Raw genomic sequence first — 12,923 nt, 5'->3', positions numbered from 1 at the left:
TTAGCCCTAAGCACCAAAGCCTGAGTGGTAGGATCACAAACGGCAACGGTGGATAAAGTGGCTGGCTCATGGGCATCGTCCCACCCTCAGCAGCCCGGTTAGACCACTGGCACAGATCACAGTGCTGCTCTGGCACGCTAACGCTATTGTGATGGGTGGCCTAGATTGGTTGCCCCAAGCTACCCGGCCAGATAGTTTTCATTGGAGGTACACCATGACATCCCTTAAGCAATCCCTGAAGCTGGCCGCCCTGGGGCTGGCTGCTGTAGCCGCTGCGGTGGGCCTCAGCACCGCTCTACCCCTGCCTTCCCAAGCCCAAACGGGGCTAACCATCTTTGGCGGCGTCGAGACTGAGTATCGCCTGGGGTATCTAATCGACTTCAACTACCCCTTCAGCACCAACGCCCGCTACTACCTCAACATCATGCGGACCAAGCTGCCCCGCGACGTGATTTCTCTAGAAATTGACTACCCCGACACCTTTACTGAAATTGGCGGTCGCTTTGACCCCAACGCCATCGAACTGCGCAGTGGCGACTGGCGCGGTCGCGACGTCATTCCGGTCAAGGCCATCGACTGGATTGAAGCTGAAAACCGGATCGAAATCATTCCCGAAGCGCCCATTCCCGCCAACACCAACCTTGTGGTGGTAATGTCTAACGTACGCAACCCCCGCCGCTACGGCTATCACTACTTCAACCTGCGGATGATGTTCCAGGGTGATGTGGTCAATCAGTATGCGGGCACCTGGCCGATGGAAATTGCCGCCGATCGAAATCAGCGTCGCTAGTGGCCCAGCTAGTGGTACTATATGAGACCGTGACTTTTTAGCAGAAACAGGCAAAGAGGCTAAGCCATGAGCAAGCGAACCCTAGAGGGCACCAACCGAAAGCAAAAACGAACCTCCGGGTTCCGCGCTCGTATGCGCTCTCACACCGGCCAGGAAGTGATTAAAGCCCGCCGCCGCAAGGGGCGCGCTAAGCTGGCGGTTTAGGCCCAGCGGGGTTGAGTAGCCCCTAGCTTGAGCGTAGATCAAAAATGGCCCTGGGGCTAAGTTCAGCTCCAGGGCAATTGTTGTGGGTATAGGACGTGGGTTGTGCTGCCCAAACAAAATCGGCTACGGCGATCGCGCGATTTTTCTCAAGTTTATCGTCGGGGCAGAAAAGCGGTTTCTGCTCACTTAATAGTGCGCGGATGGGCGATCGGGGCGACACCCGAAAAGACCGTTCCGATGCTGCGGGTAGGCGTTGTCGTCAGTCTCAAGGTGCACAAGCGGGCTGTGGTGCGAAACCGCCTCAAGCGCCAAGTACGGGCTGCCCTTCGCACCCTGTTACCGCGCCTAAACCCTGGATTTTGGATTGTCATCAGCCTGAAGCCCGAGGCCGTTGAGTGCGAATACGCCGAATTTTTGCGAGAATTAGAGCAGTTGTTCACCAAGCTAGAGGTATTCCATGGGCATTCGTGAGGATGTGTACTACGAGGGTGGCCCCCACATCGGCGATTTGATTATCAATATCTTGCTGGGTTTCACCGTTATTTGCCTTCCCCTCACGGTAGGGGCGATTACCCGTGCCCTGTGGCTGCGCTACCGCATTACTAGCCGCCGCATTTCGGTGACAGGGGGCTGGCAGGGGCGCGAGCGCACCGACCTGATTTACAACGAAATTAGTAAAATTGTCACCGTCCCCCGAGGGCTGGGCCTGTGGGGCGACATGGTGGTCACCCTCAAAGACGGCAGCCGTCTAGAATTGCGCTCTATGCCCCGATTTAGGGAGGTGTATGACTACATCAACGAGCGCATTTCACCGGCTGCCCAGGCCGTTAGCGGTGCCATCGGCAAAAACTAACTACGGCAATCCCAACCGCCTAGGGCGGCTTGCTTCCCCAGCAATGGGGTAGATTAGGTAACTGAGCAGTTAACGTCGTATCCCCTGTAGCAGGGTTCTAGTGCCCATGGATTTTGGAATTGGATTTCTGACCAACAACATCATGTTGCCGATCCTAGATTTTTTCTACGGGATCGTGCCCAGCTATGGGTTGGCCATTGTGGCCCTCACCCTGGTGATTCGGTTTGCCCTGTATCCCCTGAATGCTGGCTCCATTCGCAACATGCGACGCATGAAGGTGGCCCAGCCCCTCATGCAAAAGCGCGTCAAAGAGATCCAAGAGCGCTACAAAGATAACCCCACCAAGCTCCAGGAAGAGATGAGTGGGGTCTACAAAGAATTTGGCAATCCCCTGGCAGGCTGTTTCCCAGTACTGCTGCAAATGCCCATTCTGTTTGCGCTGTTTGCCACCCTTCGGGGGTCGCCCTTCGCTGACATCAATTACGACGTTAACGTTCAGGTCTTTCCCCAAGAAAAGATTGAACAGATCCAGCCCCAGGTGTTTAGCACCGCCCCCAAGGCCATCTATGTGTCTGACGGGTCTCACTTTCCCATTTCGGCGGTGGTGCCTGGGGGCAATAAGCTGGTGGTGGGTGAAAAGACCGACATTCGGCTACAAACCGCTGAGGGGCAGTCCATTTCGTCTTTGGCCGCCGAGTACAACGAAGACCCCAGCAGCTTTCAACCCAAGTGGGAAGTGATCAAAGGCGACAATGTTGTGGCCATTGACGAGGCGGGCAACATTACGGCCCTGGCCCCTGGCGACGCCACCGTGCGGGCTCAGGCTCCTGGCCTAGCCGCCAATAAGGGCTTTCTCTTCATTAAGGCCCTGGGTCGCATCGGGGTCACCGGTGACGACGGCGCTATCCACTGGGATATTTTGATCATGATTTTGGGCTTTGGAGCCAGCCTGTACCTCAACCAGGTGCTCTCGGGTCAGGGCTCTGCCGCCAGCGACAACTCGCAGCAGGCGGCGGTCAACAAGTTCACGCCGATTATCTTCTCCGGCATGTTCTTGTTCTTCCCCCTGCCTGCCGGGGTGCTGATGTACATGCTGATTGCCAACATCTTCCAAACCGTTCAGACCTTCTTTCTCTCGCGAGAACCGCTGCCCGAGAACCTGCAAAAGATCGTCGATGCCGAAGCTAAGGCTGAAGACAATCGCCAAACCCTGCCCTTTGAACCGGGGCGTAGCAAAAAGAAAAAGGCATAAGCCCATGGCCACCGATGCTGCCACCGCTGGCGTGAACTGGTTAACCACCCTGCTAACCATGCAGGGGTTAACCTCCACCGTAAGTGCTCACCAGGTTGAAGATGAGTCTGGGCAAAGCTGCTGGCTGACCATTGCCGAAGCACCCCTATCAACCGAGCAGATACAGGCCTTAATTGGCGACGGGGGTGCAGTCCTCGACTCTATTCAATATCTGGCCAACACCACCCTTAACCTGGGTAAAGAGCAAGATGAGCAGCAGGCCTTTACCATTGAACTGGCGGGCTATCGCGCCAAGCGCTTGGAAGAACTGAAAGCGATGGCTGCCGATGCTGCTGAGCGAGTACTGGCCAGCGGGGAAGAGTACGAGATGCAAGGGCTATCTTCTGCTGAACGGCGACAGATGCACCACTTTGTTGGAGCCCATGCTGGTCTTGCCACCTTTAGTCGGGGGCGTGAACCCGATCGCCGCCTAGTGGTGTGCAAGACAGACCAGGCCCCTGAGGCGGAGAGTTAGGGGCACTGGCAACTCACCTAAAACGGCTCACTAAACTTGAGAACAGCCCTGGGAGGTATGACCGTGGATAAAGTGTATATACCCCACCTACTACAGCGGCCCGAAAAAACCCTCGCCGTTGATTTAGATTCGCACCTGGCTGACCTAGACACCCTCACCCCCGTGCGGGGTGAGCTAACGGTAACCCACCAGGGCACCTATCTGGAGGTCAAAGCCAGGGCCGAGACCATTGTGACGCTAACCTGCGATCGCTGCCTGCAAGCCTACAATCACCGGGTGGCAATTGTCCCCAAGGAGCTGATCTGGCTAGAGCATGAGCCCGACCCCAACACCCTGCCCCTAGAGCGTGAGGTCAGCGTTGACGATCTGTTTGAAACTCTGCCCCCCAATGGCCATTTCTCGCCTGAAACCTGGATCTACGAGCAGATCTGCCTAGCCCTGCCCCAGCCGCAGATCTGCGACGAAGACTGCCCCGGCATTGAACTGCGCCACCCAGAAACAGTTGCCAGTGACCCTATAGACCATCGCTGGGCTGCCTTGACTCAGCTTCAGCAGCAGTTTCAGCCACCGGAGGGCTAAGCGGTGGGCTTTACAGAAGAACTGGGTCTACTGATTCGGGCTCGCTACCCGGTTATCTACATTGCCACGGGCGAAGAGGAACGGGCGGAAGCCACGATCGCCACCTGTGCCACAGCCCAGGGCAATCGCGCCATCTACACCTGGGATTTTGTCGATGGCTACCAGGGCAATCTCAACGACGCTGGGTTTGGCAAGCGCAACCCCCTGCAAGCGCTAGAGCTAGTAGAAAAGTTGCCCGCCACGGCTCCAGCGGTGTTTGTGCTGCGAGATTTTCACCGATTTTTAGACGACATCGCGATCTCGCGCAAGTTGCGCAATCTGGCCCGCCGGCTCAAAGCCCAGCCTAAAACCTTAATTATTTTGTCGGCTCAGCTCACCATTCCCGACGAACTGAGCGAGGTGGTGACGGTGCTCGAATTTACCCTGCCCGATGCCGCCGCCATTCGGCAGGACGTGCGCCAACTGCTGGCCGCGACCAATGCCGACCTACCGTCAGCGATGGTAGAAGAGGTGGTGCGTACCTGTCAGGGGCTGTCGCTAGAGCGGATTCGGCGGGTGCTGGCCCGAGCGATCGCCGATCACGGTGCCTTTGCCCCGGCTGACCTCGACCTAATTCTCGACGAAAAGCGCCAGAGCATTCGCCAGACCCAAATTCTCGACTACTACCCTGCCAAAGAGCAAATCTCTGATATTGGCGGACTAGATAACCTAAAAGACTGGCTGCTTAAGCGGGGGGCGGCCTTCTCAGAGAAAGCTCGCCAGTACGGGCTGCCTCACCCCCGGGGATTGTTGCTCATCGGCATTCAGGGCACCGGCAAATCGCTGACCGCCAAGGCGATCGCACACCACTGGCACTTGCCTCTGCTGCGGTTAGACGTAGGGCGGTTATTTGGTGGCCTGGTGGGCGAGTCGGAGGCCCGCACCCGCCAGATGATTCAGCTAGCGGAGGCCCTGGCTCCCTGCGTGCTGTGGATTGACGAAATTGACAAAGCCTTTGGGGGCATGGATGGCCGGGGCGATGCGGGCACCGCCAGCCGTGTGTTTGGCACCTTTATTACCTGGATGGCCGAAAAAACCTCGCCCGTGTTTGTGGTGGCCACCGCTAACAATATTCAGTCGCTGCCCCCCGAGATGCTACGCCGGGGTCGGTTTGACGAAATATTTTTTGTCGGGTTGCCCAGCCAGAGCGATCGCCAGGCAATTTTTGAGGTGCACCTCTCGCGCCTGCGGCCCCACACCCTCAAAACCTTTGACACGGCTCGACTGGCCTACGAAACCCCTGACTTTTCAGGGGCTGAGATCGAGCAAGTAATTGTCGAAGCCATGCACCTGGGCTTTAGCCAGAACCGCGACTTTACTACCGACGACATTCTCACCGCCGCCAGCGAGATGGTGCCCCTAGCCCGCACGGCCCAGGAGCAGATCGAAGCTCTGCAAGCCTGGGCAGCAGCAGGCAAAGCCCGGATGGCCTCCCGGAGCGGCATTGACTCACGGTTGCGCCCCCCACTGCCTGAGGTAGATTAGCAAGAGCATGCCGATTGGCCGGGGGTGCTGTACCATTAGCAAGCTGTCATCGAGGCTTATGGGCTCGCTGCATCCATGAAAGGATTTTTTATTGGCCTGTCAAAGTTGATTTTGGGCGTTGCGATCGCCCTGATTTTGCTATCGATGGCCGGTGTGGCCACTGCCCGCTACTTTATGGGGCGACTGTCGGTGCTGCCCCCCAAACCCTTCTATGGAGATGAAGTGCCCGCTGAGCCCGCAGCCCTGGCCGAGGTCGACCCAACCACCCCAGCAGCGGCGGCCCCGGTAGTCGAGCCACCACCCCCGGCAGAACCAGCCCTCGAACCCGGTGCCTATGAAGCCGTGGTCGTGCAACCCATCGGCTTAGTGATGCGCGAAGGCCCTGGGGTGGAGTTCCCCCAGGTGGGGGGCGTTGATGTCAATGAAGCGGTGGTCGTGCTTGAAGAGCCTGCCGACCAAACCTGGGTCAAGGTGCGCGTAGTGGCCAATGGCCAGGAGGGCTGGGTCAAAGCGGGCAACACCCGCCGGGCAGAGTGACCCAAACCGCTTAGTCGTCGCCAGCTTTACCCTGGCCCTGTCCCTTGCCCAGGGAAAATGTTAATTAATCTAACCAAGCCTTAAGCTTGGTATCAGTTCCCTGGGGTGGTCTCTTTTGACCCTGGCTGGGGTGATAGCGTGAGGTCTGAAAAGCAACCCACCTTTAGGGTTAAGTCAGTAGTTCTACAGGATGATTCTGTCCGATCTACTGCCGCGTTCCCTGCGTCATCACCACTTTAAAACACCCCATGCATAACCTACAGAAAGACTGGATTGGCTCTGTTGCGATCGCGGCTCTAGGGGCTGGCGTTATCACTTCTTTTGCGGTAGCCCAGGGGCAAAACCCACTGACTGGCCTAGCAATTACTGCATTTGCGGCGGTCTCTGCGGTGGCAATCGACCATTTTTTGTAAGGTCTAGTTGAGCTTATAGCGGTAGCCAACCTGGTTAAGACATTTCCCCCTTAAAAACGTTTGAGCGTTTGAACGTTCGAACGTTTTTAAGGTTTCTAGATGTTCTAAACCAGGTGGCTATGGCGATATCAGGCGGGGGTTAGCCAAGTTAAATCGCAAATCCGCATCCTACATTCGCTATAGTGATTTTTCGAGCTAACTACCGCAAATCATGATCGACACCACTGACCTCAAGCGCGACCTAGACGAACTCACTAACCGCCTGGGTAAAACCCAGGAGTATCTTTGACATTCCTGCCCTTGAAGCCCGCATTCAAGACCTAGAACAGGTGGCGGCACAGCCTGAATTTTGGGATGACCAGAGCAAAGCCCAAGACACGCTGCAAGAGTTAAGCGACTATAAAACCAACCTCAGCCAACTCACCGACTGGCAGACCAGTCTCGAGGATACGACGGCCATCCTCGAATTGCTGCAAGAGGACCAAGACGAATCGTTGTTTCAAGAAGCCCAGGCCACCGTCACTCGCCTGACACAAGAACTCGATCAGTGGGAGCTACAGCAGTTGCTCTCTGGCCCCTACGACAAAAAAGGCGCAGTGCTCACGCTCAACGCTGGGGCCGGGGGCACCGATGCCCAAGACTGGGCCGAGATGCTGCTGCGCATGTACACCCGCTGGGCTGAGCGCCAAGGCTACCAGGTGCACCTCGTAGAAATGTCTGATGGAGAAGAGGCAGGGCTAAAGTCAGCCACCCTAGAAATCACTGGGCGTTATGCCTACGGCTACTTGAAGTCTGAAAAGGGTACCCACCGACTGGTGCGAATTTCGCCCTTTAACGCCAACGGCAAGCGCCAGACCAGCTTTGCTGGAGTCGAAATCATGCCCATTCTCGATCAGAATATCGAGCTGGAGATTCCCGAAAAAGATTTAGAGATCAAGACCTCGCGATCGGGCGGGGCGGGCGGGCAAAACGTCAACAAGGTGGAAACGGCAGTACGCATTACCCACCTGCCCACAGGGATTTCTGTGCGCTGCACCCAGGAGCGATCGCAGCTGCAAAACCGCGAAAAGGCGATGATTATTCTCAAGGCCAAGCTGTTGATCATTGCCCAAGAGCAGCAGGCCCAGGCGATCGCCGAAATTCGCGGCGATATGGTCGAAGCCAGCTGGGGCGCACAGATTCGCAACTATGTGTTTCACCCCTACCAATTGGTCAAAGACCTGCGCACTGGGGTAGAAACCACAGCCATTGATGACGTGATGGCAGGCGAGCTCGAAGCCTTTATTCAGGCCTACCTGCGCCTAGAAAACCAGGTTCTCCAGGAACAGACGGTCTAGGGACCAGAGAGGTTTAATTGTGGGTGGTAGGAAAACCTACCACCCACAACATTTGATGTCGGGAGGATTGCCATGGCGATCGCGCCAAAGCTAGACATTCCGCTAATTGATTTTTCCCCCTTTCTGACCGAAGACCCCATGGGCCAGCAGCAGGTGGTAGCCGATATCTACCGCGCCTGCCACGAGGTCGGGTTTTTCTATATCAGCCACCACGGTATTCCTCAAGCGGCAATTGATGGCGCTTTTGCGCGATCGCAGCAGTTTTTTGCTCTGCCCCTGGCCGAAAAAACGGCGCTGGCCTGGTCGAGCGAAGTCAGCAACCGAGGTTACATTGGCCTTGAGCGCGAGCGTCTAGACGAAACCCAGCCCGGCGATCTCAAGGAGGCCTTCAACCTAGGCCCAGACGTGAGCCCAGAGGAGGCTACGACCCGGGGCCTGCCCCTAGTGCAAAACCGTTGGCCCGCTGACCAAGCCGACTTTCGTGCCACCCTAACCGAGTTCTTTGACCACTGTGCGGTAGCGGCGGGCCGTCTATTTCGCGCCTTCGCCTTGGCGCTTGGCATGCCAGCAGACTTTATGCTTACCCGGCACGTCACCCACAACTTCACCCTGCGACTGCTGCACTATCCGCCCCTGGCTACGGCCCCCCAGCCGGGCCAAATTCGGGCGGGGGCACATTCTGACTACGGCACCCTCACCCTGCTGTTTCAGGATCAGGTTGGAGGGCTTGAGGTGCTCAGTGCCCAGGGCGATTGGATCTCGGCTCCGGCGATCCCTGGAGCCGTGCTGATCAATACTGGCGACTTGACCGAGCGCTGGAGCAATGGGGTATTTCGCTCGACTAAGCACCGGGTGGGCCTCCCCCAAGACAGCCAGGCGGGGCGCGCTGAGCTGCCGAGACCAGTCTCAAACCATCGCTACTCGATCGCATTCTTCTGTGAGCCCGATGCCGAGGCCGTCATTGACTGCCTGCCTACCTGCCAGGGGCCTGGCCATCCGCCTCAGTACCCGCCTATTACCGCTGGCGACTATCTACTCAGTCGATTGCAAGCTACGTATTAATAGGGCAACGGGGTGGGGTTACGTGACGGCGCAAACGTCATGGCTTCGGCAGGTTCTAGGCGGTGGATGGGGCACCGAGGTGGGGTTACGACCGAGCCTTTTACCATACCTATCGGTAAAAACCGGTACATTGAATCTATTAGCACTGGATCGTTCTCTATGAGTCAAAACCAACCTTCCCTAGATACACCTGCCGCCCCACCGCCCACCGCCCCCCAGCCAGAAGCACCCCCCAGCTTTGTCAAACTGGCCATGCGCAACATGGTCAAAAAAGGCGGCAAGTCGCTGTTTCACTTCTTGCTGACGGTGACGGCGCTGCTGACCCTGCTGGTAGGTCTGGCCTACCTAACCCGTTAGCGCTATGGTCACAACTTTGTCTTCCCTACCGACCCTTGAGGTAGCCCTCGAGCTTGACCACCCCGCCGCCGCGGTGGTAACGGCTGACGAATGGGCGACGTGGTTTGCCCAGTGGGGCCAGCAGATGGCCCTAGAGGGGTCGCCCATTGCGGCCTACGAGCTGTCGCTAAAGCTGACGACCGATGATGCGATCGCATCCCTCAATCAGCAGTTTCGCCAGCTTGACCAGCCCACCGACGTGCTGTCCTTTGCGGCCCTAGAGACCGACTTTCCCCTCACCGACGACCAGCTAGCGACCGAACCGCTATACCTGGGGGACATCATTATTTCCCTCGATACGGCCGCCCGCCAGGCTCAGGAGGCTGACCACTCACTGCGCTGGGAAACAGTCTGGCTGGCTACCCACGGGTTTCTGCACCTGCTCGGTTGGGATCACCCCGACGATCAGACGCTAGCCGCTATGCTGGCTCAACAGAGTACGCTGCTGGAGGCGATTGGGCTCACGCCCGACAAGTAGGCTGAATTAGCCCTGACGCATTCTCCACGCTACGGTATAAAGCACTATTGCCCAATCGCCTATCGCAACGTTTATTTATGAGTCTCTATAGCGAAAAATCTGAGTCAGCCGTACCCGCTCCCAAGGGTAGCCTGAACCCTATCAACCGATCGCTCTCTTTGCAGGTGGCGACCAATCTATTTACCAGCTTTCAATACGCCTGGCAGGGAGTAGCCTACGCCTTTCGCACCCAGCGCAACTTTCGTATTCATGTGGTGGTTGGTAGTTTTGCGGTGAGTTTAGCAATCGCCCTGGGCCTCGCTCCGGTAGAGCTAGCGGTGATTATTCTTACCTGCGGTATCGTTCTCACCCTAGAGCTGATCAACACGGCCCTAGAGTCGGTGGTTGACCTCACTGTCGAGCAGACCTACCACGAACTCGCTAAGATTGCTAAAGACTGCGCCGCCGCCGCCGTGCTGATTTCGGCGCTGATTGCGCTATTGGTGGCTGCTTGTCTCCTGCTGCCGCCCCTCTGGCAACTGCTACAACCTCAGTTGTTTTAGCCCGATTCTTTAGACCTCATTCTGCCTGCGCCCATGATTTTAGTCATCGACAACTACGACAGCTTCACTTACAACCTGGTGCAGTACCTGGGCGAACTGGGGGCTGAGTTGCCGGTGGCCAACGACCTGCGCATCTTTCGCAACGACGAAATCACGCTGGACGACATTACCGCCCTTCAGCCCGACGGCATTGTGATCTCTCCTGGCCCTGGCACCCCTAACGACTCCGGGGTTTCTTTAGCAATTATTGAAAAGCTTGGCCCCACGCTCCCCATTCTGGGGGTGTGTCTGGGCCACCAGAGCATGGGTCAGGTGTTTGGCGGCAATGTGGTGCGGGCGGCCGAGCTCATGCACGGCAAGACTTCTCCTGTCTTTCACACGGGTAAGGGTGTATTTGCCGGGTTAGAAAACCCGTTCCAGGCCACCCGCTACCACAGCCTGGTGATCGATCGCCCCACCTGCCCCGAGGTGCTTGAAATTACCGCTTGGGTGGAAGACGGCACGATCATGGGGGTACAGCACCGCGACTATCCCCACCTGCAAGGGGTGCAGTTCCACCCCGAGAGCATTCTCACCGATGCGGGCATGCAGATTCTGCGGAATTTCTTGCTGTCGCTGCCGGTACCTGTTACCGCCTAGGGTGGGCATTTGCGGCGCGAGATTAACCAGCAGTAGTAGAATACGGAGACGTATTAACGTTTGTAACAGTTCTCTCAGGAGTCAACCATGGGCCGGAAGCAGGCGATCGTGATTGGGGCAGGTGTCGGTGGGCTAGCCATGGGCATTCGCCTACAAAGCCTGGGGTTTGACACCACCATCGTCGAGGCACTAGATGCCCCCGGCGGGCGAGCCTACGTGCGCCGTGAGCAGGGCTTTACCTTCGACATGGGGCCGACGGTGATCACAGTTCCCCACTTTATTGAAGAACTATTTTCCCTAGAGCGCGATCGCGCCGATCTGACCACCGACGACTTTCCCTCCACCATCGTCGATGAGAACAAGCGCATCAAAGAAGGCATTTCGGGCGGCCCCAACACCAACCGCTACGTGCAGATCGTCCCGATTCTGCCCTTCTACCGCATCTACTTCGACGACGGCACCTACTTCGACTACGACGGCGACGAAGCCCACACCTACGAGCAAATTTTGGCCCTAGGCGAACCAGGGGATTTAGAGGGCTACAAACGTTTCCACGAGCAATCTCGCGCCATCTTTGAGCGGGGCTTCTTAGAGCTGGGCTACACCCACTTTGGCGATGTGGGCACCATGCTCAAGGTGGCCCCCGACCTGCTCAAGCTCGATGCCGTGCGCAACCTGTTCCGCTTTAGCAGCCGCTACTTTAAGAGCGACAAGCTGCGCCAGGTCTTCACCTTTGAGCCACTGCTGGTGGGCGGCAATCCCCTATCAGTGCCCGCCATCTACGCCATGATCCACTTCGTCGAAAAGACCTGGGGCATTCACTTTGCCATGGGCGGCACCGGAGCGCTGGTGCAGGGCTTTGTGAAAAAGTTTGAGGAACTGGGCGGCAAAATCAGGTACAACGCTCCAGTGACCAAAATCAACGTCACCCGCCGGGACGGCAAGAAGGTTGCCACGGGCGTCACCTTAGGGGATGGCCTGACGATGACCGCCGATGCCGTGGTGTCAAACGCCGACTGGGCCACTACCTACGGCAAACTGATTGAACCTCAGTACCGCTTCTGGAACAGCGACCTGCGGGTGAAGCTGTCCCAGCAGTCGATGTCAGTATTCGTGATGTATTTTGGCTTTAAAGCCGACGGCAACGAAAGCGAGAAGCTGTGCCACCACACCATCATTCTCGGCCCTCGCTACGAAGAGCTGCTGAAAGATATCTTTGGCCGCAAAATCTTGCCCAAAGACTTCTCCCAGTACGTGCACCTGCCGACGCTTACCGACCCCTCTCTGGCCCCGCCAGGGCACCACGCCGCCTACACCTTAGTACCCATACCCAACAATAAGTCGGGCATTGACTGGAACGAGATGGGCGATCGCCTGCGCGACATTGTCATTGACTTCCTGGACGAGCGCGGCTACCTGCCTAACCTGAGAGAACGGCTGGTGTGCCACAGCTACATCACCCCCGACTACTTTGAGGGCACCCTTGACGCCTACGCGGGCAACGCCTTTGGCCTCGAACCGCTGCTGGTGCAGTCGGCCTTCTTCCGCCCCCACAACCGTAGTGAAGACATCAAGGGTCTGTACCTGGTTGGGGCTGGCACTCAGCCCGGCGCGGGCACTCCTAGCGTGATGATGTCGGCCAAGATGACCGCCCGCCTGGTGGCCGAAGACTACGGAGTTGACGCTGCGATCGTCGGTGGCAAGGCTAGCCCGGAACTCGCGCCTCAGACAGTGTAGGGATCGATCGCGATCGCTCTAGTCCGGCAACGGTGCATGGCGGTGTTACCGCTGGAGCACCGTTGC

At 57.5% G+C, this 12,923-nt stretch carries 17 protein-coding genes; all 17 read left to right on the top strand.

Features of this window, described 5'->3' with window-relative positions; genetic code table 11:
* Positions 1 to 214: 214 nt before the first annotated feature.
* A complete protein-coding gene (locus tag RRF56_RS23610) occupies positions 215 to 790 on the top strand; it encodes a DUF2808 domain-containing protein (RefSeq protein ID WP_317035599.1) in 576 nt (191 codons plus the stop codon).
* Between the two features lie 66 nt (positions 791 to 856).
* Complete coding sequence (gene rpmH / locus RRF56_RS23605; protein ID WP_190523372.1) at positions 857 to 994, top strand: 50S ribosomal protein L34; 138 nt, start codon at positions 857 to 859, stop codon at positions 992 to 994.
* 102 nt (positions 995 to 1,096) lie between these two features.
* Positions 1,097 to 1,465, top strand: a complete 369-nt coding sequence (gene rnpA, locus RRF56_RS23600; protein WP_317035598.1) for a ribonuclease P protein component — start codon at positions 1,097 to 1,099, stop codon at positions 1,463 to 1,465.
* Positions 1,452 to 1,847 (top strand): PH domain-containing protein, encoded by a 396-nt coding sequence (locus RRF56_RS23595; protein WP_317035597.1) that lies wholly within the window; start codon positions 1,452 to 1,454, stop codon positions 1,845 to 1,847. Before rnpA ends, RRF56_RS23595 begins: the two co-directional genes overlap by 14 nt.
* A gap of 106 nt (positions 1,848 to 1,953) precedes the next feature.
* Positions 1,954 to 3,099, top strand: a complete 1,146-nt coding sequence (gene yidC / locus RRF56_RS23590; RefSeq protein WP_317035596.1) for a membrane protein insertase YidC — start codon at positions 1,954 to 1,956, stop codon at positions 3,097 to 3,099.
* 4 nt (positions 3,100 to 3,103) lie between these two features.
* Positions 3,104 to 3,613 carry a protein jag gene (locus tag RRF56_RS23585; protein ID WP_317035595.1) on the top strand — a complete coding sequence of 170 codons (510 nt, stop codon included), beginning with the start codon at positions 3,104 to 3,106 and terminating at the stop codon, positions 3,611 to 3,613.
* A 57-nt stretch (positions 3,614 to 3,670) separates the two neighbouring features.
* Positions 3,671 to 4,192 carry a YceD family protein gene (locus RRF56_RS23580; RefSeq protein ID WP_410510511.1) on the top strand — a complete coding sequence of 174 codons (522 nt, stop codon included), beginning with the start codon at positions 3,671 to 3,673 and terminating at the stop codon, positions 4,190 to 4,192.
* A 3-nt stretch (positions 4,193 to 4,195) separates the two neighbouring features.
* Complete coding sequence (locus tag RRF56_RS23575) at positions 4,196 to 5,716, top strand: AAA family ATPase (RefSeq protein ID WP_317035593.1); 1,521 nt, start codon at positions 4,196 to 4,198, stop codon at positions 5,714 to 5,716.
* 75 nt (positions 5,717 to 5,791) lie between these two features.
* Positions 5,792 to 6,253, top strand: coding sequence for an SH3 domain-containing protein (locus RRF56_RS23570; protein ID WP_317035592.1), 462 nt, complete (start codon positions 5,792 to 5,794; stop codon positions 6,251 to 6,253).
* 248 nt (positions 6,254 to 6,501) lie between these two features.
* A complete protein-coding gene (locus tag RRF56_RS23565) occupies positions 6,502 to 6,666 on the top strand; it encodes a hypothetical protein (RefSeq protein ID WP_317035591.1) in 165 nt (54 codons plus the stop codon).
* 211 nt (positions 6,667 to 6,877) lie between these two features.
* A protein-coding gene (prfB, locus tag RRF56_RS23560) for a peptide chain release factor 2 (RefSeq protein ID WP_410510510.1) occupies positions 6,878 to 8,003 on the top strand; the annotation gives its coding sequence in 2 pieces (ribosomal slippage) (positions 6,878 to 6,952 and positions 6,954 to 8,003; 1,125 coding nt in all).
* Positions 8,004 to 8,075: 72 nt separating this feature from the next.
* Positions 8,076 to 9,065 (top strand): isopenicillin N synthase family dioxygenase, encoded by a 990-nt coding sequence (locus RRF56_RS23555; RefSeq protein WP_317035590.1) that lies wholly within the window; start codon positions 8,076 to 8,078, stop codon positions 9,063 to 9,065.
* Between the two features lie 159 nt (positions 9,066 to 9,224).
* Entirely contained in the window at positions 9,225 to 9,422 is a 198-nt protein-coding gene (locus RRF56_RS23550; RefSeq protein WP_317035589.1) for a DUF3285 domain-containing protein, read from the top strand.
* 4 nt (positions 9,423 to 9,426) lie between these two features.
* Positions 9,427 to 9,939, top strand: coding sequence for an rRNA maturation RNase YbeY (gene ybeY / locus RRF56_RS23545; RefSeq protein WP_317035588.1), 513 nt, complete (start codon positions 9,427 to 9,429; stop codon positions 9,937 to 9,939).
* 77 nt (positions 9,940 to 10,016) lie between these two features.
* Entirely contained in the window at positions 10,017 to 10,481 is a 465-nt protein-coding gene (locus tag RRF56_RS23540) for a diacylglycerol kinase family protein (RefSeq protein WP_317035587.1), read from the top strand.
* Positions 10,482 to 10,514: 33 nt separating this feature from the next.
* Complete coding sequence (locus RRF56_RS23535; protein ID WP_317035586.1) at positions 10,515 to 11,120, top strand: aminodeoxychorismate/anthranilate synthase component II; 606 nt, start codon at positions 10,515 to 10,517, stop codon at positions 11,118 to 11,120.
* Between the two features lie 87 nt (positions 11,121 to 11,207).
* On the top strand, positions 11,208 to 12,857 hold the full coding sequence (crtI, locus tag RRF56_RS23530; RefSeq protein ID WP_317035585.1) for a phytoene desaturase family protein: 1,650 nt from the start codon (positions 11,208 to 11,210) through the stop codon (positions 12,855 to 12,857).
* Positions 12,858 to 12,923 lie beyond the last annotated feature (66 nt).

Source organism: Nodosilinea sp. E11 (assembly GCF_032813545.1).
Classification (GTDB): Bacteria; Cyanobacteriota; Cyanobacteriia; order Phormidesmidales; family Phormidesmidaceae; genus Nodosilinea.
Note: the sequence above shows the minus strand (reverse complement) of the source record. Positions and strands in the feature narration are given on the sequence as shown.